Annotated in this window: 20 protein-coding genes; 12 read left to right on the top strand and 8 right to left on the bottom strand. The window is 60.8% G+C overall.

All coding sequences use genetic code 11. The annotated features are described in order from the left end of the window. Positions 1 to 283 precede the first annotated feature (283 nt). The 8 genes from BJF91_RS16260 to BJF91_RS16225 all read left to right on the top strand — a co-directional run bounded on the left by BJF91_RS16260 (position 284) and on the right by BJF91_RS16225 (position 9,608). Positions 284 to 1,321, top strand: coding sequence for a LacI family DNA-binding transcriptional regulator (locus tag BJF91_RS16260; RefSeq protein WP_075615469.1), 1,038 nt, complete (start codon positions 284 to 286; stop codon positions 1,319 to 1,321). Positions 1,322 to 1,331: 10 nt separating this feature from the next. Continuing rightward, the gene (gene xylB, locus BJF91_RS16255; protein ID WP_075615468.1) at positions 1,332 to 2,780 is read left to right on the top strand and encodes a xylulokinase; all 1,449 of its coding nucleotides are present in this window, start codon (positions 1,332 to 1,334) and stop codon (positions 2,778 to 2,780) included. 192 nt (positions 2,781 to 2,972) lie between these two features. Then, positions 2,973 to 4,280, top strand: coding sequence for a xylose isomerase (gene xylA / locus BJF91_RS16250; protein WP_075615467.1), 1,308 nt, complete (start codon positions 2,973 to 2,975; stop codon positions 4,278 to 4,280). Between the two features lie 97 nt (positions 4,281 to 4,377). Beyond that, positions 4,378 to 5,430, top strand: a complete 1,053-nt coding sequence (locus BJF91_RS16245) for a sugar phosphate isomerase/epimerase family protein (protein ID WP_075615466.1) — start codon at positions 4,378 to 4,380, stop codon at positions 5,428 to 5,430. Between the two features lie 162 nt (positions 5,431 to 5,592). After that, positions 5,593 to 6,765 carry a Gfo/Idh/MocA family protein gene (locus BJF91_RS16240; protein ID WP_075615465.1) on the top strand — a complete coding sequence of 391 codons (1,173 nt, stop codon included), beginning with the start codon at positions 5,593 to 5,595 and terminating at the stop codon, positions 6,763 to 6,765. 149 nt (positions 6,766 to 6,914) lie between these two features. Beyond that, on the top strand, positions 6,915 to 8,288 hold the full coding sequence (locus tag BJF91_RS16235) for a GH1 family beta-glucosidase (protein ID WP_075615464.1): 1,374 nt from the start codon (positions 6,915 to 6,917) through the stop codon (positions 8,286 to 8,288). Positions 8,289 to 8,411: 123 nt separating this feature from the next. Next, complete coding sequence (locus tag BJF91_RS16230) at positions 8,412 to 9,164, top strand: EAL domain-containing protein (RefSeq protein WP_075615463.1); 753 nt, start codon at positions 8,412 to 8,414, stop codon at positions 9,162 to 9,164. Between the two features lie 108 nt (positions 9,165 to 9,272). Further along, positions 9,273 to 9,608 carry a hypothetical protein gene (locus tag BJF91_RS16225; protein ID WP_075615706.1) on the top strand — a complete coding sequence of 112 codons (336 nt, stop codon included), beginning with the start codon at positions 9,273 to 9,275 and terminating at the stop codon, positions 9,606 to 9,608. Positions 9,609 to 9,626: 18 nt separating this feature from the next. Here BJF91_RS16225 and trhO read toward each other — a convergent pair whose 3' ends face one another. The 5 genes from trhO to BJF91_RS16200 form a co-directional block, all read right to left on the bottom strand. Continuing rightward, a complete protein-coding gene (trhO, locus tag BJF91_RS16220; protein ID WP_075615705.1) occupies positions 9,627 to 10,574 on the bottom strand; it encodes an oxygen-dependent tRNA uridine(34) hydroxylase TrhO in 948 nt (315 codons plus the stop codon). A gap of 75 nt (positions 10,575 to 10,649) precedes the next feature. Next, the gene (locus BJF91_RS16215; RefSeq protein WP_075615462.1) at positions 10,650 to 11,042 is read right to left on the bottom strand and encodes a VOC family protein; all 393 of its coding nucleotides are present in this window, start codon (positions 11,040 to 11,042) and stop codon (positions 10,650 to 10,652) included. A 68-nt stretch (positions 11,043 to 11,110) separates the two neighbouring features. Further along, positions 11,111 to 11,809: a helix-turn-helix transcriptional regulator gene (locus BJF91_RS16210; protein WP_075615461.1), complete on the bottom strand. Its 699-nt coding sequence runs from the start codon at positions 11,807 to 11,809 to the stop codon at positions 11,111 to 11,113. A 13-nt stretch (positions 11,810 to 11,822) separates the two neighbouring features. Continuing rightward, positions 11,823 to 12,749, bottom strand: a complete 927-nt coding sequence (locus tag BJF91_RS16205; RefSeq protein ID WP_075615460.1) for a CHAD domain-containing protein — start codon at positions 12,747 to 12,749, stop codon at positions 11,823 to 11,825. Next, positions 12,727 to 13,221 (bottom strand): CYTH domain-containing protein, encoded by a 495-nt coding sequence (locus tag BJF91_RS16200; protein WP_075615704.1) that lies wholly within the window; start codon positions 13,219 to 13,221, stop codon positions 12,727 to 12,729. Before BJF91_RS16200 ends, BJF91_RS16205 begins: the two co-directional genes overlap by 23 nt. A 159-nt stretch (positions 13,222 to 13,380) precedes the next feature. Here BJF91_RS16200 and BJF91_RS16195 point away from each other — a divergent pair, with 159 nt between their 5' ends. The 4 genes from BJF91_RS16195 to BJF91_RS16180 all read left to right on the top strand — a co-directional run bounded on the left by BJF91_RS16195 (position 13,381) and on the right by BJF91_RS16180 (position 15,955). After that, a complete protein-coding gene (locus tag BJF91_RS16195; protein WP_075615703.1) occupies positions 13,381 to 14,019 on the top strand; it encodes a 2-dehydro-3-deoxy-phosphogluconate aldolase in 639 nt (212 codons plus the stop codon). Positions 14,020 to 14,226: 207 nt separating this feature from the next. After that, complete coding sequence (locus BJF91_RS16190) at positions 14,227 to 14,931, top strand: tellurite resistance TerB family protein (protein WP_075615459.1); 705 nt, start codon at positions 14,227 to 14,229, stop codon at positions 14,929 to 14,931. 110 nt (positions 14,932 to 15,041) lie between these two features. Then, positions 15,042 to 15,746, top strand: coding sequence for a GNAT family N-acetyltransferase (locus tag BJF91_RS16185; protein WP_075615458.1), 705 nt, complete (start codon positions 15,042 to 15,044; stop codon positions 15,744 to 15,746). Further along, positions 15,743 to 15,955: a hypothetical protein gene (locus BJF91_RS16180; protein WP_075615457.1), complete on the top strand. Its 213-nt coding sequence runs from the start codon at positions 15,743 to 15,745 to the stop codon at positions 15,953 to 15,955. The genes BJF91_RS16185 and BJF91_RS16180 overlap by 4 nt, the downstream gene beginning before the upstream one ends. Here the strand turns inward: BJF91_RS16180 and BJF91_RS16175 are convergent. The 3 genes from BJF91_RS16175 to BJF91_RS16165 form a co-directional block, all read right to left on the bottom strand. Next, the gene (locus BJF91_RS16175; protein ID WP_075615456.1) at positions 15,937 to 17,073 is read right to left on the bottom strand and encodes a nickel/cobalt transporter; all 1,137 of its coding nucleotides are present in this window, start codon (positions 17,071 to 17,073) and stop codon (positions 15,937 to 15,939) included. The genes BJF91_RS16180 and BJF91_RS16175 overlap by 19 nt on opposite strands. Continuing rightward, complete coding sequence (locus BJF91_RS16170) at positions 17,067 to 17,708, bottom strand: DUF1007 family protein (protein WP_075615455.1); 642 nt, start codon at positions 17,706 to 17,708, stop codon at positions 17,067 to 17,069. The genes BJF91_RS16175 and BJF91_RS16170 overlap by 7 nt, the downstream gene beginning before the upstream one ends. Before the next feature lie 146 nt (positions 17,709 to 17,854). Further along, complete coding sequence (locus tag BJF91_RS16165; protein ID WP_075615454.1) at positions 17,855 to 18,787, bottom strand: LysR family transcriptional regulator; 933 nt, start codon at positions 18,785 to 18,787, stop codon at positions 17,855 to 17,857. Positions 18,788 to 18,835: the final 48 nt, after the last annotated feature.

Here is an 18,835-nt window from a genome sequence, read left to right as displayed (position 1 = left end):
GGTCGTAACCGCCCGATAGAGGCGGGAAGGTCAAGGCATCGTCGGGCAAAGACCCCCCGTCAGTGCGGCCGACTTTTTACGAAGCAGGCCGTTTATCCCCCGCGATCCACCGCAGAAGACTTGGCCGCCGCTCAGCCGGCGGCCTTTTTTTGTCAGTTTTTGATGTACGTACATCAAAAACTCATTTACGGGCCGCGCATCTTGCGCTACGAAGGCAGCGGATGACGCTGACGAGCTTGGCATGAGTATCGTTGCTGAGAGAGACGGCGTTACGGGAGACGAGATGAAGCCGACAGTGCACGACATAGCCGCGCATGCAGGGGTCAGCCTTGCAACCGTCGACAGGGTGCTCAACAACCGCCCCGGTGTCAGCATCGTGACCCGCCGTAAGGTTGAGGAAGCTGTCGCCACGCTTGGCTATGTGCGCGATCTGGCCGCCGCCAATCTGGCCAAGAGCCGGACCTATGACTTTGTGTTCATCCTCCCGGCCAACGATAATTCCTTTATGGCGGGCTTAAGAGCCGAAGTGCTCGATGCGGCGCGGCGCGCCGGCATGGAACGCATGCGGATCACGATTCTGGATACGGTAGCCTTCGATACCGCCTCTCTTGTGACTGCACTGGATGAAGCTGAGGCGCTGAAGCCCGCTGGCGTCGCGCTTGTGGCAGTCGATGCGCCGGATGTCGCCGCTGGTGTGTCACGGCTGCGCCGCGCCGGTATTCCCGTTGTCACTCTGGTCTCCGACCTCAGTGGCTCGGAGCGCGACCATTTTACCGGCATCGACAATATTGCCGCAGGCCGCACGGCCGCAAGCTTGCTTGGTCGTTTTACTGGCGGACGCAAGGGAACGGTCGCCATCATGGCCGGTTCGATGCTGGTGCGCGACCATCGCGACCGGTTTGAGGGCTTTGCCGCCGTCATGGCTGCCGACTTTCCGCAGCTGACGCTGTTGCCGGTTCTGGAAGGTCGAGACGATCCGCTGCATGTCGAAGCTCTCCTGGGGGGCGTTCTGTCAAAAGCTGCTGATATCATCGGCCTTTATAGTCTGGGCGCGGGCAATCGGGGTTTGGTCAAGGCGCTCGAGGGCTTGCAGCCCGGGCGTCGACCGTTGGTGATTGCCCATGAGCTGACGCCGGTAACGCGCGCGGCGCTGCTGTCGGGACTGATCGACGCGGTGCTCAACCAGGATGCCGGTCATGAAGTGCGCAGCGCCATTCGGGTGCTGAAGGCCAAGGCCGATGGTGGGGCGATGCTGGCGGCGCAGGAGCGCATCCGGCTTGACATATTCTTGAAAGATAACCTGCCGGAACAGGCAGAATAAGGGAGGTTTTATGTATCTCGGATTGGATCTGGGCACATCAGGCGTCAAGGCGCTGCTGATCGATGCGGACCAGCGGGTGATCGGCTCGGCCAATGGCGCGCTGTCAGTCTCGCGCCCGCATTCCGGCTGGTCGGAACAGGCGCCGGCCGATTGGTTGCGGGCAACACGCGAAGCGATTGCTGGGCTGAAGGCGCAGTTTTCCGCCGAACTCTCTGCCGTGAAGGGCATCGGCCTTTCCGGCCATATGCATGGCGCAACGCTGCTCGACAAATCGGGCGAGGTGCTGCGGCCCTGCATTCTCTGGAACGATACGCGCTCCTACAAGCAGGCCGCGGCCCTCGATGCGGATCCGCGGTTCCGGGCACTGACCGGCAATATTGTCTTTCCGGGCTTTACCGCGCCGAAGCTCGCCTGGGTGAAGGATAATGAGCCCGAGATTTTCGCCAAGGTGGCCAAGGTGCTGCTGCCGAAGGACTATCTGCGCTTCTGGCTGACGGGCGAATATCTCTCCGAAATGTCGGACTCTGCCGGCACCTCCTGGCTCGATACTGGCAAGCGCGCATGGTCGCCGGAGCTTTTGGCCGCGACAGATCTCGGGCAAGAGCATATGCCCGCCCTCGTGGAAGGCACTGACGAAGCCGGCCGGCTGCGGCCTGACCTGGCAGCGGAATTCGGCATGGGCTCGGGGGTGGTGGTGGCCGGCGGCGCCGGCGACAACGCAGCGTCTGCCTGCGGCATGGGCACGGTCGTCGAGGGCAATGCCTTCGTTTCGCTCGGCACATCAGGCGTGCTGTTTGCCGCCAATGGCTCCTACCTGCCGAAGCCGGAAAGCGCCGTGCATGCCTTCTGCCACGCGCTTCCCAATACCTGGCACCAGATGGGCGTGATCCTGTCGGCCACCGATGCGCTCAACTGGTATAGCACGATCAGCGGCAAACCGGCCGGCGACCTGACGGCAGAGCTTGGCGATACGCTGAACGCGCCAAGCGGCGTCACCTTCCTTCCCTATCTCTCGGGCGAGCGCACGCCGCACAATGATGCGGAAATCCGCGGCGCCTTCATCGGCCTCGGCCATGAATCCAGCCGCGCGGTGCTGACCCAGGCCGTGCTGGAGGGCGTATCCTTTGCTATCAGGGACAGCCTGGAAGCGCTGAAATCGGCCGGGTCAAGCCTGTCACGGGTGACCGCGATCGGCGGCGGTTCGCGCTCGCGCTATTGGCTCGCCTCGATCGCCACCACGCTCGGCATTCCCGTCGATATCCCTGCTGATGGCGACTTCGGCGCCGCATTCGGCGCAGCCCGGCTCGGCCTGATCGCCGCGACAGGTGCCGATCCGGTCTCGGTCTGCTCCGCGCCGCCGACGGAAGCCAGCATCGAACCGGTTGCCGCCCTGCGCGACGGCTACGAGGCCGCCTACCAGCGCTACCGGGCGCTCTATCCGGCGATCAAGGCTTTGTAAGAAGACAGTAATTTCAAGATCGGGAGGCACCCCTCCCCAACCCCTCCCCACAAGGGGGAGGGGCTTTACCGCCCCGCCTGCTTTTGTCGTTGGAAGGCAAAGGGCAGCCGTCTGCGCTCTCCTCCCCCTTGTGGGGGAGATGCCGGCAGGCAGAGGGGGTTTCACGAATAACCGACACTAGGAGGAATACCCATGACTACAGGCTTTTTCGGCGATATCGCCAAGATCAAGTATGAAGGCGAAGGCAGCACCAATCCGCTAGCCTTCCGCCATTACAATCCCGATGAAGTGGTGCTGGGCAAGCGGATGGAAGACCATCTGCGCTTTGCGGTCGCCTATTGGCATACCTTCGTCTGGCCGGGCACCGATCCTTTCGGCGGCAATACCTTCGAGCGGCCCTGGTTCAAGGACAGCATGGACGCGGCCAAGATGAAGGCCGATGTCGCCTTCGAATTCTTCCAGCTGCTCGGGACGCCCTATTACTGCTTCCATGATGCCGATGTGCGTCCGGAAGGCGCGACATTTGCCGAAAACACCCGCAATCTCAACGAAATCGTCGATTACTTCGCGGAAAAGCAGGCCAAAACAGGCATCAAGCTGCTGTGGGGCACGGCCAACATGTTTTCGCATCGCCGCTACATGTCGGGTGCTGCCACCAATCCCGATCCCGATGTCTTCGCCTTTGCCGCTGCGACCGTGAAGACCTGCATGGATGCGACGCTGAAGCTCGGCGGTGAAAACTACGTGCTCTGGGGCGGCCGCGAAGGCTATGAAACCCTTTTGAACACCGACCTGAAGCAGGAGCTGGACCATATGGGCCGCTTCCTCAACATGGTCGTCGAATACAAGCACAAGATCGGCTTCAAGGGCGCGATCCTGATCGAGCCGAAGCCGCAGGAGCCCTCCAAGCACCAGTATGACTATGACGTTGCCACCGTCTACGGCTTCCTGAAGAACTACGGGCTTGAGAAGGAAGTGAAGGTCAATATCGAGCAGGGTCATGCGATCCTCGCCGGTCATACGTTCGAGCACGAGTTGGCGCTTGCCAATGCGCTCGGCATTTTCGGCTCGATCGACATGAACCGTAACGATTACCAGTCCGGTTGGGACACCGACCAGTTCCCCAACAATGTTCCGGAAATGGCGCTGGCCTATTACCAGGTTCTGCAGGCTGGTGGGTTTACGACCGGCGGCACCAATTTCGACAGCAAGCTGCGCCGCCAGTCGATCGACCCGGCCGACCTGCTGATCGGCCATATCGGCGGCATGGATTGCTGCGCCCGTGGCCTGAAAGCGGCCGCGAAGATGGTGGAAGACAAGGCTCTGTCGGCTCCGCTCGCCAACCGTTATGCCTGCTGGAACAGCGATGCTGCCAAGTCCATGCTGGCCAGCGGTACGCTGGAAAGCATCGCCGCCCGCGTCGAGAGCGAGAACATCAATCCGCAGCCGAAATCCGGCCAGCAGGAGCTGCTGGAAAACGTCGTCAACCGTTACGTCTGACGGAATTTGTTGTGCGCGGGGAAAAGGAGGTTTTCCCCGCGCACAATCTTTGCTAGATCAACTGCAACGTTTCAGTATCATTTTGGAGGAGATGAATATGAAGACGATCAAGGGGCCGGGCCTGTTTCTTGGCCAGTTTGCGGGCGATGCCGCACCCTTCAATTCCTGGGATGCTATTACCAAATGGGCGGCGGAAAAGGGCTATCTCGGTGTGCAGGTGCCGACCTGGGCAAGTCAGCTGATCGACCTGAAAAAGGCCGCGGAATCAAAAGATTATTGCAACGAACTGGCCGGTATTGCCCGCAGCAACGGCGTCGAGATCACGGAGCTTTCCACCCATTTGCAGGGCCAGTTGGTGGCAGTGCATCCGGCTTATGACGAGGCCTTCGATGGCTTTGCGGCGCCTGAGGTTCGCGGCAACCCCAAGGCGCGACAGCAATGGGCGGTCGAGCAGGTCAAGTATGCGATCAAGGCCTCGCGCAATCTCGGCATCACCGCTCATGGCACCTTTTCCGGCGCGCTTGCCTGGCCCTTCATCTATCCCTGGCCGCAGCGCCCGACCGGACTGGTCGAGACCGCCTTTGACGAGTTGGCGCGCCGCTGGCGGCCGATCCTCGATTATGCCGATGAGCATGGGGTCGACGTCTGCTACGAGATCCATCCCGGCGAAGATCTGCATGATGGCGTAACCTTCGAGATGTTCCTGGAGCGGGTGGGTAATCATCCCCGCGCCAACATGCTCTACGATCCCTCGCATTACGTGCTGCAATGCCTCGATTATCTCGATCATATCGACATCTATAAGGATCGGATCAAGATGTTCCACGTCAAGGACGCGGAATTCAATCCCAATGGTCGCCAGGGCGTCTATAGCGGTTACCAGAGCTGGGTAAACCGCGCCGGTCGCTTCCGCTCACCGGGCGATGGCCAGGTGGATTTTGGCGCAATCTTCTCCAAGCTCGCGGCCTATGATTTCGACGGCTGGGCTGTGGTTGAATGGGAATGCGCGCTGAAGAATTCCGAGGATGGCGCCCGCGAAGGCGCAGAACTGGTCAAGGCGCTGATCATCCACGTTACCGATCACGCCTTTGACGATTTCGCCGCCAGCGGCACGGACGAGGCAGCCAACCGGCGGATGCTGGGATTGTAATAGGAAAAGACCCCTCCCCAACCCCTCCCCACAAGGGGGAGGGGCTTAACACGGCGGCTGGTCTTTGCTCTAGGCAGGGGGCTTCAGCCCGGTTTCTCCCCCCTTGTGGGGGAGATTGCGGCAGCCAGAGGGGGTATCGCAGACCTCAAGGAGGAATTCACGATGGCAATTGAAGCAAGCAAGACGCAGCAGCGTGCGGCAAAGATCCGGCTGGGCATGGTCGGCGGCGGGCAGGGTGCCTTTATCGGCGCGGTGCATCGGATGGCGGCACGGCTGGACGATCATTATGACCTCGTTGCGGGCGCCCTGTCGTCGACACCGGAGAAGTCCCTGGCGTCTGGCCGCGATCTCGGGCTCGACCCCAGCCGCTGCTACGGCTCCTTCGAGGAGATGGCCGAGAAGGAGGCCGCCCGCCCCGATGGGATCGAGGCGGTGTCGATCGTTACCCCCAATCACATGCACTATCCCGCCGCCAAGGCGTTTCTGGCGCGCGGCATTCATGTGATCTGCGACAAGCCGCTGACTTCCAACCTTGACGATGCGAAACAGCTGAAGGACCTGGCAGACAAATCCAAGGCGCTGTTCATCCTCACCCACAATTACACCGGCTATCCCATGGTGCGCCATGCCCGCGAACTGGTGCAGAGCGGTGCGCTGGGCACGATCCGGCTGGTGCAGATGGAATATCCGCAGGATTGGCTGACTGAGCCTGTCGAGCAGACTGGCGCCAAGCAGGCGGTCTGGCGCACCGATCCGGCGCAATCGGGCATTGGGGGGTCGACCGGCGATATCGGCACCCACGCTTATAATCTCGGTTGCTTCATCTCGGGCCTGGCCTTGAGCGAACTTGCAGCCGATGTGCATACCTTCGTTGAGGGCCGCAGGCTCGATGACAATGCCCATGTGATGCTACGCTTCGACGGCGGCGCCAAGGGCTTGCTCTGGTGCAGTCAGGTGGCGACCGGCCATGAAAACGGCTTGAAAGTTCGTGTCTACGGCACCAAGGCCGGGATCGAATGGACCCAGGCCGATCCGAACTATCTCTGGTTCACCAAGCTTGGCGAGCCGAAACAGTTGATCACCCGCAGTGGCGCCGGTGCCGGCTCCGCTGCCGCCCGCGTCACCCGCATTCCGTCAGGTCATCCTGAAGGCTATCTCGAAGCCTTCGCCACGATCTATTCGGAAGCGGCCCAGGCGATTTACGCGGCTCGGACAGGCGCAGCGGTCGATCCTGCCGTGGTCTTTCCGACTGTCGATGACGGCGTGAAGGGCGTCGCCTTCGTGACTGCTTGTATCGAGTCATCCAAGCAGAACGGAGCCTGGGTGCGAGTTTGACTGTAAGCCGAGTTCTTTCTGCCACTGGAAATGCAGGGGGATAGTCTATTCGGCTTCCCCCTGTCATGTCCTTGGTTTAAACCGCGTTGATTACGAAGCCCGGCTTTGTCTGTGACACGTCCGGCAGACCAACCGCAAAGGAAGCTCCGATGACCGATGCCAATACCCTCGCAGCCCGGTTTCCGGATGATTTCCTGTTTGGCGTGGCCACGGCTGCCTATCAGATCGAAGGGGCGACCAAGGCGGATGGGCGCAAGGCCTGCATCTGGGATGCCTTTGCCAATATGCCGGGCCGGGTTTTCGGGCGGCACAATGGCGACGTGGCCTGCGATCATTACAACAGGTGGGAAGACGATCTCGATCTGATCAAGGACATGGGCGTTTCCGCCTATCGCTTTTCCATCGCCTGGCCGCGCATCATCCCTGATGGTACGGGCCGGGTGAACGAGGCCGGGCTGGATTTCTACGACAAGCTGCTCGACGGTCTGAAGGAGCGCGGCATCAAGGCCTATGCGACGCTCTATCATTGGGATCTGCCGCTGGCGCTGGCCGGGGATGGCGGTTGGACGGCGCGCTCCACGGCCTATGCGTTCCAGCGCTATGCCAAGCTGGTCATGGCGCGTCTTGGTGATCGGCTGGATGCGGTGGCGACCTTCAATGAGCCCTGGTGCTCGGTCTGGCTCTCGCATCTCTACGGCGTGCATGCGCCAGGCGAGCGCAATATGGATGCCGCCCTGCATGCGCTGCATTACACCAATCTGGCCCATGGCCTGGGCATAGACGCCATCCGCCAAGTGGCGCCGCAGGTGCCGGCAGGACTGGTGCTGAACGCACATTCGGTCATTGCCGGGTCAGACAGTGCCGAGGATCAGGCCGCTGTCGAGCGCGCCTTCCAGTTCCACAACGGCGTGTTCTTCGATCCGGTCTTCAAGGGTGCCTATCCCGATGATTTCATGGACGCACTCGGAGACCGAATGCCTGTCATCGAGGATGGCGATCTCGCCGTCATCTCGCAAAAGCTCGATTGGTGGGGTCTGAACTACTATACGCCGATGCGCGTCTCCCACGATCCGGAGCCTACGGCGGTTTTTCCTGCGACTGTCGAGGCGCCGCCGGTGTCTCCGGTCAAAACCGATATAGGCTGGGAAGTCTACGCGCCGGCGCTGACCGTGCTCGTTGAAGGCCTCTACGGCCGCTATGACCTGCCGCGATGCTACATCACCGAAAATGGTGCCTGCTATAATACGGAGCCGGTCGATGGCGTGATCGATGATCAGCCGCGGCTGGATTACTATGCCGAACACCTCGGCGCCGTGGCCGACCTGATCGGCGAGGGCTTTCCGGTGAAAGGCTATTTCGCCTGGAGCCTGATGGACAATTTCGAATGGGCGGAAGGCTACCGGATGCGTTTCGGGCTGGTGCATGTCGATTACGGTACCCAGGTGCGTACCGTGAAAAAGAGCGGTCAATGGTACGCCACTCTTGCCAGAAGCGTTTCGGGACAAACTGAAGATATTTCTTAATTACTTGATGTGAATTTGCCGCTAATGTCGCATCTTGGATAGTCTGGTTGCGGGCTGGGCGGTTGACGCTTGAGCTAGCTCTGACGGCCGCGAGATCGATGGGCAAGCTGCGGGAGTGTGACGATGGGATGTGCTGGTTGCCGCGATGGCCAGGGTTTCGACCTGGCCTTTTCCATGGCCTTCCAGCCGATCGTCAATCTTCGCGGTGGCCGAGTTTTTGCCTATGAGGCCCTGGTGCGCGGTGTCGACGGCGCCGGTGCTGGCTCTATCCTTTCCAAGGTCACGGAAGGCAATCGCTACGCTTTCGATCAGCAATGCCGGGTGAAGGCGCTGGAACTCGCCTCCAATCTGCGCCACCAGGCGCCGGATGCGCTGCTGTCGATCAATTTCATGCCTAATGCCGTCTATGACCCCCGCGCCTGTATCCGCCTAACGCTAGCGACCGCCAAGCGGCTGGATTATCCGGTCGAAAACATCATCTTTGAATTCACCGAGGGTGAAGAGATCGATACGGTGCATCTGCTCAATATCCTGCGCACCTACAAGGATCTGGGCTTCAAGACCGCCATCGACGATTTCGGCGCCGGTCATTCCGGCCTCAACCTTCTCGCAAAATTTCAGCCTGATATCGTCAAGCTCGACATGGACCTGGTACGCGGCATCGACGCTGACAGGGCCAAGCAGATCGTCGTCGGTCATACGATCAGAATGCTGAAGGAACTTGACGTGCTGCCGGTGTGCGAGGGCGTTGAAACGGCCAAGGAAATGCAGGCGCTGATCGATCTCGGTGTCGATCATATCCAGGGCTATGCGCTGGGCCGGCCGGCTTTCGAGGCGTTTGAGACGCCAATCCTGCATCAAGGCCTCGTCAGCTGAAATTCAGCAAACCTCCTGCCTCGACCAATGCTCCCAGCTGCGGCTTGCATGTTGCACCGCAATAATTCATTCTTCTCGTCAGGGTTGTTTTGGCGAAGGGGAATGGGCATGGGACGTTTACAACTGCCGCTGTCTGGCAATGTCAGTCAGGCGATCAATCCGTGGACCTGGGTCTACAGTCCGACACAGGTCGGGCAGGCGAGCCTCTTCAACTTCAATATCGATCTGGGGCCTTCCACCAATCCTGAAGTGGAGAAGGATATTTTGAGCGGCGTGGCCAGCTACGGCAAGCAGCTTGGCCGGATCGAAGATGCACTGCGCCTGGTGATCGACGTGCTGGAGCCGCTGGTGAAAGACCAGAAAATTGCCGATAGCGAGGCGATCATCGCATTCAGGGCGCTGATGTACGAGATCGACACCGTCAAGAAACAGCATAAGCGGTAATGAAACCGCCGACCCAAATCAGTCGCTGCCGATATGACGGGTGCCGCGCTGCTTGGCCAATGCGATCTGTTTCTGGCGCTGGCGATAGCGTTCCCGATCGGCTTCGCTGCGCTCGGGATAGCAATGGCTGCAGGACACGCCGGCCTCGTAATAGGGTGAGGTCAGTTCGTCCGGCGTGATCGGGTTGCGGCAGGCGTGGCAGAGTTGATGCTCGCCTTCCTTCAGGCCGTGGGTAACGGAGACGCGCTCGTCGAAGACGAAGCAGGCGCCGTCCCACAGGCTCTGTTCTTCCGGCACCTGTTCGAGGTATTTCAGGATCCCGCCCTTGAGGTGGTAAACCTCGTCGAAACCCTGGCTCTTCATGAAGGCAGTGGCCTTTTCGCAGCGGATGCCGCCCGTGCAATACATCGCGATCTTCGGCTTGTTGTGCAGGCCGGGATTGTTCTTCACCCAGTCGGGAAACTCGCGAAACGTCTTGGTTTGCGGGTCGACCGCACCGCGAAAAATACCGATGGCGGTCTCGTAATCGTTGCGGGTATCGATGACGATGGTTTCCGGGTCGGAAATCAGCGCATTCCAATCCTGCGGATCGACATAGGTGCCCACAATCTTGTTGGGGTCGATATCCTCGACGCCCATGGTGACGATCTCTTTCTTCAGCTTCACCTTCATGCGCAGGAAGGGCATTTTCGAGGCCCGGCTTTCCTTGTGCTCCAGGCTGGCGAATTCCGGCTGGGCGCGCAGAAAGGCGAGAACATTGGCAATGCCGGCATCGGTGCCGGCAATCGTGCCATTGATGCCTTCATGGGCGAGCAGCAGCGTGCCCTTGACGCCTTCGGCCTTGCACAGCGCCTCGAGCGGCTCGCGAAAGCTCTCGAAACGCTGAAAGGCGGCGAAATGATAAAGCGCGGCCACGCAGAAGGCGCCGCCCTCTTCATGGCGAGGGGTTTTGAAATCGTCGGTCATGGCAGCGAAATACTGCCAATGCCGATGGGAATCAACGGATTTCAATTGCCGTGCCGCGCTTTGAGTTTCGTCAAGTCAGGCCGAGGGATGAAAGGCACGGATGCGGTGGCCGTCGGGATCGGTGGCAACGAAGGTGCGGCCGAAGTCCAATTCGACGGGCGCCTGCAGCATGGTCAGGCCGAGCGCCTGCCACTGCGCATGCAGCGCGTCGACGGCATCTGCCGTGTCGAGGCGGATTGCCAGCTCACCGCCGCCGCCCATACCGCCCGTGCCGGCTGCGGCAGGCTCGACCGTATGGCGCGACCAGAGGCCGAAGACCAGGCCATGCGGCAGGATGAACATGGCGAAGGTCGCGGACAGCTCGACCGGGGCAATGCCGAACAGCTTCTCATAAAAGGCGGCGCTGGCTGGCGGCGCATCGACATAGAGAATGATCATCGTCGGTGTCGGGTGAGTGGTGGCAGTCATGGAACGTCTCCTCGTTGTTGACGCCCCTGTCTTAGCGCGATCTACTGCCAAAAAATGGCAGTAGGATTTCAAAACAGCCGGTCGGGAATTGCGTGGCTCTCGCGCCATTGCTTCATCAGCTTGGCACGGCGCACCGGGTAGCGCTGCGGCACGATTTGGCAGGTCTCGATCCGGTCGCAGCGAAAATGCCTGAAGTCCTGCCGGAGCGTACACCAGGCCACCACCACCCGCGCGCTTTCAAAAAACGTCAGCGCGACGGGCCAAATCTGACGGCTGCTGACGGTGTCCTTCAGATCGCGGTAGGTGACCTCAAGGATGTGTTCGGCGCGGATCGCCTGCCTGATCAGGCTGAGATCCGGCTCGGCGGCCGGCTTCGGGCGCATGTCCGGTCCCACGAACAGGCTATCGTCATTAAGGCGGTGGCGCAGCTCATCGGGCAGCACGGCGGTGATTTTTGCGAGCGCATTGCGGGCGGCGGCCTCGAGATGGCGGTCGGTGCGCTGGGCGACGAAGCGGGTACCGAGCACCAGCGCTTCGATTTCCTCGGGGCTAAACATCAGCGGCGGTAGCATATAGCCAGGCCGCAGCACGTAACCAAACCCGGCTTCCCCTTCTATCGCAGCTCCCTGCGCCTGCAGCGTGGCAATGTCGCGATAGAGCGTGCGGATTGAAATCGATAGTTCGTCCGCCAGCACCTGACCTGTCACCGGCCGGCGGTGGCGCCGCAGAATCTGCAGCAGCGACAAGAGGCGTTCCGACCGGCTCATGATGTTTATCCGCTTACTGCGCGCTGGCTCTGAGCCACAGAGCTTCGATGACCGAGGACTCCAGATCCGGCCCGTCGGCAAACAATACTTCAGCGGCGTCCAGTGCCTGGCGGCGCAGGGTCTGCTGTTGGCGGATGATGATTGCGAGCAGATGCGACAGGGTCTCGCCATCGGCAAATAGCCCGGCCTCGGTATCGAGGGCGGCGGTCAGCACCGAGAGATCGTTCTCCTGGCCGAGGATATCGGCCAATTGCTTGGCCGCCGTCCGCTTCATCTCTATGGCGCTCGGCCACAGATCGCGTAGCAGCGACAGGTGCATCCAATAGGTCTGGGTAGCCTTGCGCAGGGCGTGATAGCTCTCGCCTTCGCCGCCGGCCTGGCAGGCGTCCATGGCTGAAGCCGCACGCTTGAAGGTCTTTTTCCAGGCTTTGGCGACGATCCTTGCCGCCTTGGCTGGACGATCGTCGAAATCGATACGGGCGGCCTGCTCGGCAGCCTCGCGGCAGCCATCGGCGGCGTCGCGCATCAATTCGGCCTGGCTTGCAAGAAAGGTATTCGCCTGGCGCTCATGGCGCTGCGACAGAGCCGTCCAGGCCTGGTCCAGCGCATGCATTTCCTCGTCGCTGACGGCGGCGTCCTGTAGTGTTTCAATGCTTTCCAGAAGGGCTGCGGCATCACGCAGGCCAGACAGACTGCGGGCGATCTGCCGCAGCCGGCCGTTTTCCTTGCGGCGCAGGTCGGGAATGGCAGGTGCAAGCAGCCGGTAGAGCGCGCGAGCCCGCTTCAGCTTACGCCGTGCGATATGCACGGCACGGTCCCGCGCTCTTTGCTCGGTATCGGCACTAGTTTCGAGGTCATTGGCGGCTGATTGCAGCAGGTCTGCCAACATTTCGGCGGCAGCAGCAGCCGGCTTCAGGTCAAGCCTTAAGCGATAGGCCATTGCGCCTTTCCGCCTGCGGTGCCGATGTCGCCAGCCATTGGTTGGAATAGCGCTGGTCGCCGGTCACTTCCCGACCAACCCATGGGGGCAGCGGTGGATCTTCGCGATCATGTTCGAGCTCGACTTCTGCCACGACGAGACCGTCATGAGCGCCGGCGAACACGTCGACTTCCCAGAGGTAACCGCCATATTCGACATTGTAGCGGGTCTTTTCGATCACATTGCCCTGGGCCATGGCGACCATTTCCAGGCCATCGGCGAGCGGGATCTCATATTCGAATTCGTCACGGCTCAAGCCGACATGGCCGATCTTGACGGTCAGCAACGCATCGGCCTTGTCGCGGATGCGCACGCGCAGCGACCGATCGGTATCGGACAGAATATAGCCCTGCTGAAAACAGCTGGATTTGCTGATATGCTGCCGCCAGGTGTCGCTGCGGACCAGGAATTTCCGTTCGATTTCCTTTGCCATCGCTGTTTTCCATCACGTTAGGGCAATTTCACTCTATAGTATGCCGCAGCTTTGACAATAGTTCCCCGTCCAATGGACCTGATCGTGTGCGCATTTGCCTCGACATCACGGCAACGGCGCGGTAATCAAAGACAATCTAATCGTTTGAAGGACATGTTCATGACTGCGAAGACTGACAAACTCTTGGCCGTGCTCAAGCTTCAGCCAGTTGTTCCGGTGCTGATCATCGACGATGTCGAAACGGCGGTGCCACTGGCCCGGGCGCTGGTCGCCGGCGGCTTGAAGGCGATTGAAATCACCATGCGCACACCTGCCGCCCTCGAGGCAATATCGCGGGTTGCCGCCGAAGTGGAAGGCGCCGTTGCCGGTGCCGGCACCATTCTCAACCCCGCGCATTTCGAGGCAGCCATCAAGGCAGGCTCGCAATTCATCGTCAGCCCCGGCACCACGCCGGAATTGATCGCCGCGGTTGCCGGCTCCGATGTGCCGTTGCTGCCGGGTGCGGCCACGGCCAGCGAAGTGATGACGCTGCGCGAAAAAGGCTATGAAGTGCTGAAATTCTTCCCGGCCGAACAGGCCGGCGGCGCGGCCTATCTGAAGTCGCTGTCTTCACCGCTCGCAGGCACGCTGTTTTGCCCAACCGGCGGCATCTCGCTCAAGAACGCCCGGGATTACCTGTCTCTGCCCAACGTCGTCTGCGTCGGCGGCTCCTGGGTGGCGCCGAAGGAACTGGTTGCCGCTGGCGACTGGGCCGGGATCACCAAGCTTGCGGTTGAAGCCTGCGCTCTGAAGGGCTGATAGATCGGCTTTTGAAACCGTATTTGGTTGAATTCTCGCGCCCGCGTCTTGGGAAAAGATGCGGGCGTTCCCATTTCTGTTCTATCGCAGTTAGAGCGCTTTTCGATCTGATTGAATCAGATCGGCATTCTAACGGTTTTTTTGAAGCATAATCTTATCGATCCTCGTTTCACTCCGGTCGGATTATGCTCTAGATGGGAGACAATAATGATCGACGCCAAGAAGCTCCTCACGCAATTGCTGGGATCGCAAATTCCCGGTATCGGCGGCTCGGTTCGCCAGAGGGGCGATGACGCCGCACCTTATGCCAAGAGCAATCCCTGGAAGACCGGTGCGCTGATGTCTGTGCTGCTCGGCACCAAGACCGGCCGGTCGCTGGCCGGCGGTGCCTTGAAGCTCGGCGGGCTGGCGCTGGTGGCCGGTCTCGGCTATCGCGCTTACCGCAATTATCAGTCCGGCAAGGCCCCGGAAGAACTGCGCGCCCTGCCGGAACTGGCCCCGGCGCCGGAGGGGTCCGCCTTCGATCCGCAGACCGCGATCAGCAATGATTTCGCGCTGACCCTGATCAAGGCGATGATCGCCGCCGCCAAGGCCGATGGCCATATCGATGCGGCTGAGCGCGCCAATATCATGGAGAAGCTGCAAGTCGAGGATCTCGGCGGCGAGGCCGAGGCCTTTATCCGCACTGAGCTCGACAATCCCACCGATCTCGACGCCCTTGTTGCGGCGGCGCGCACGGAAGAGCAGAAGGTGGAGCTTTACACCGCTTCACGGCTGACGATCGAGCCCGATACACGGGCCGAGCGCGGCTATCTCGACCTTCTCGCCGGACGACTGGCGCTTCCCGACGGTCTTATCGACCATATCGAAGCGACAGTTGCCGCTGCCAAGGTCGAGCAGGTCTCGGGCTGATTGGTGGGGCCCCATCTGGGGCGGTTCATAGCTGAGTGCAGCGGGGTGAAAACCCCGTTGCCTTCCTCCTTCCGCTGGCCTAATCCTGAAGCCGACGCAGAGGGGATATCATGCAGGATTTGAAGACCTATTCCGTTGCCTCGCCGGCGCCTGTCCGGCTCGAGGGCCGATACGTCGTTGTCGAGCCTTTTGTGCGCGCCGAGCATGGCCAGGCGCTCTGGGATGGTCTTGGCGGCGACGGAGCGAATGGCGAGGGCGGCGTGAATGCGGCGCTGCGCTTTTTCCCCGGTGACGATTTTTCCGGTGTCGAGGCTTTTTGCGACTGGCTGGAAAGCGCCAATGCCAGCGGCAGCCTGATCACCCATATTTTCCGCTCCAAGGCCGATGGCGCCATCGTCGGCATGGCAAGCCTGATGCGGCCCGATCCGAAAAACGGCGTCGTGGAAGTCGGCTCGGTGGCGCATGGCCCGGCCATGAAGCGCTCGCCGTTGTCGACCGAGGCGCATTATCTCTTGGCGCGGCATGTGTTCGAGGATCTCGGCTATCGCCGCTACGAGTGGAAATGCCACAATGAGAACGAGCCGAGCAAGGTGACCGCACTGCGCTATGGCTTTACCTTCGAAGGCGTGTTTCGCCAGCACATTATTTCCAAGGGCCGCAACCGCGATACCGCCTGGTTTTCGATCATCGACGGCGAATGGCCCGTGGTGAAGGCGGGTTACGAGGCCTGGCTTGCCCCTGAGAATTTCGATGCAGACGGGCGGCAGAAGAAGCGGCTCGACGATATTCGCGCCGAACTTGGGACAACCGCATGAGCCCGCGTGACAAGCAATCGGCGATTGCCGCCGGCGTTATCATTCTTGGCTTCGGCCTTGCGATGTTGTTCCTGCCGAATATCGTGCTTTGGATCGGCCAGTTTTCGCCGCTGCTGGCGGCTGCCGTTGGCTCAGCGGTACTCTTGTCCTTCTTCCTGATCTTCTGGCTGCGCGCCCGCTATCAGCGCCGTCATCCCGACGATAGGTGATATCCCTGCAGCGAGGCGGCCAGAAGCAGGCTGCCGATCAGGATGATAAATAGCGCCCCGCCGATTTCGATGGCCGTGCCAATCCGGTAGGCGGTGTGTGATCCTGCACCGGCCATGCGCACTGCCAGGCTTTTGGCGCCGACGGCGATGATGGCAAGCGCTGAGACGGTGATTGCTGTGCCGGCTGCCATGGCGAAGACCGACAGAATGCCGCCGAGATAAAGCCCGTTCAGCATCGCAAACGTCATCACCAGCAATGCGCCGGAACAGGGCCGCAGGCCCACGGCGACGATGGCCGACCAGGCTTCCTTGAGGCTGAAATGCTCCGCGCTGACCATTGAGGGTGCGGGCAGGTGGCTACGGCCGCAATCGACGCAGATCTCGCCCGGCGGTGGCACCTCACGGTCGCCCTCGGCCGCATAAGCCTGGAAGCGCAGGCCGGTGCTGGCCGGCTTGGCGGACAAATCGCTTGCGGCAAAGAGATCGCCAAGCGGGCCGGAGGGGAATGCGGCTTGGGTGCCGCCGGCGCTGGCCAAGACTGGCGTAGGGCGGCGGTGGCGGAAAATCTCATTGAGCTTGCGCACCAGCAGCCAGACACCGAAGGCAATCACCAAGGCGAAGCTTGCCGCTTCCATCGCATCGGTCGCCCGGGTCAGGGTGATGCCGCTGCCGCGCAGCAGAAGGAACATCGCAGCGACCGTGACGATGGCAACAATGCCTTGCAGGACCGAAGAGGCGATGGAAATGGCGATGCCGCGCTTCAACTCCAGCTCATTGGCGACCATGTAGGAGGAAATCACCGCCTTGCCGTGGCCGGGGCCTGCGGCATGAAAGACGCCATAAGCAAAGGACAGGCCGATCAGCACCCAGAGCTGGTGGGGATCTTCACGCATGCCTGTGAGCGCCGTGGTCAGCGCCCGGTAGAAGGCCTGCTGATGAGTATTGATCCACAGCATGACGCCTGCCAGCGGTCCATCCATCTGAAACGAGGGTTCCGCCGTGCCGATGCCAAGCGGCGAGCCAGCATGCGCAAGCGATGCCGTGAGACAGACAACAAGGGCAGCCGTGATGCACGGCAGCGCTCGGTGATGTCGCGGACAAGGGCTGCGGGTCAACATGCCAGATCGAGCCTCGTTGCAAACAGCTTGCCCATGTCGGTTCCGGTCGGGTCGTTGAAGAAGGCTTCCGTCAGGCTAGCCTGATTCTGCTTGATCACGTCGTCGGGATTGGGGCGAACCACCGTTCGCTTGCATTTTTTCAGCGCATCACCGGTTTCGACGATATCGCTGTCCTGCTTGAAGTCGATGGCTGTGTAAAGGGTCGGATCATGGACGCCGAAGCTGAGATTGCCTTTGATCGGGATCGGCTTTTCCGGCTTGGTGATGAAGAACACCAGCAACTGGTTGTCCTTGTAATCGGCATTGAACACCTGCGGCTTGGTCGCCTTGATGGTCGCGCCGCTGGCGGTGATGAAGGTGAAGTAATCGTAATCGCCGAGCGAACTGCGGATCGTGTTGGCGATGTCCTGCAATTCGCTATGATCGAGTTTCAAATCGCCGTTCTTATCGAAATCGAGCATGACGCTGGACGAGAACACCTCGTCGAAACGCCAGGTATTGCGCAATTCCTTGATTGTATTGTCAGGGCCGGCCACCACTTCCAGGCGTGCCTGAACAAAGACATGCGGATGAGCGAGGGCGGCGGACGCGCAGAGGCTGAAAACACCGGCAAGAAGAGCCCGTCTCATGTTCATCTTCGCCCTATCCACTGCCGTTATCGCGCGCAGCCGCTTCGATGCGGCAAAGCCTGTTTATATCCGCTAGCTTGGTGGCCAAGCAATAGGACCAAAATGGGGCCGCGCCTGCGGTCAAGAAAAACGTGAAGACCAACGAGCCGGTGTCAGGTCTCCGCCGACGGCGCGGGGTTGGGATGGCAGGCGCCGTTGCGTTTGAACCAATTGTGCATGAAATCCACCAGCGCCCGGACCTTGGCGGGCAGGTAGCGGCGATGCGGATAAACGGCGTAGATGCCGCTGCCCGACGGCATGTAATCTTCGAACAGCGAGATCAACTCGCCGCTCTCCAGATAGCGCTTGGCGACGAAATCCGGCAGCATGGCAACGCCGAGGCCAGAGAGCGCGCCGCGCAGTGTGGTTTGCGGGCTGTTGACTTCGAGCGGCCCTGAGATGGCAACGGTGAAGGCCTCCCCATCCGGCTGGCGCAGGCGCAGGCTGCCATGGCCGCGAGTATTGTTGGTGTCTATGAGGACGGGCACCTTGGCAAGGTCCTGCGGTTGGTTCAGTGGGCCATGCTTTTCCAGGAAGGAGGGGCTGGCGCAGGCATAGACCCTGAAATCGGCGAGCTTGCGGGCGATCATGCCGGAATCGTCCAGCCGAGTGACGCGGATGCCAAGATCGAAGCCTTCCTCGATCAGGTCGACGAAGCGGTCTTCGGCTACGATCTCGATCGAGAGATCCGGATGCTGCAGGGCAAAATCGATCAGTGACTGACCCACTTCTGCGTCGGTGAAGCTGCGCGGCACGGTGATGCGAATCTTGCCGCGGATGCCGACATTGTTCTCGCGCACCAAATCAGCGAGATTGTCGATCTCCTTGAGGATGTCTGCAGCGCTGCGATAATAGGTATGGCCGGCTTCGGTCATCGAGAATTGCCGCGTGGTGCGATTGAGCAGCAGGGCCCCCAATTCGTCCTCGAGTTCGCGCACATATTTCGACAGCAGCGCCTTGGAGCGTCCGGTCTTGCGCGCTGCGGCAGAAAAGCCTTCTGCTTCAACGACATCGATGAAAGCGCGGATGCGGGTCAGAGTGTCCAAAAGGGCATCTTCCTATGGTTGAAAATCAGTGTGAACAATAGGCCGGGT

It is taken from the genome of Gillisella taibaishanensis, from assembly GCF_001938985.1.
Classification (GTDB): domain Bacteria; phylum Pseudomonadota; class Alphaproteobacteria; order Rhizobiales; family Rhizobiaceae; genus Allorhizobium; species Allorhizobium taibaishanense.
Note: the sequence above shows the minus strand (reverse complement) of the source record. Positions and strands in the feature narration are given on the sequence as shown.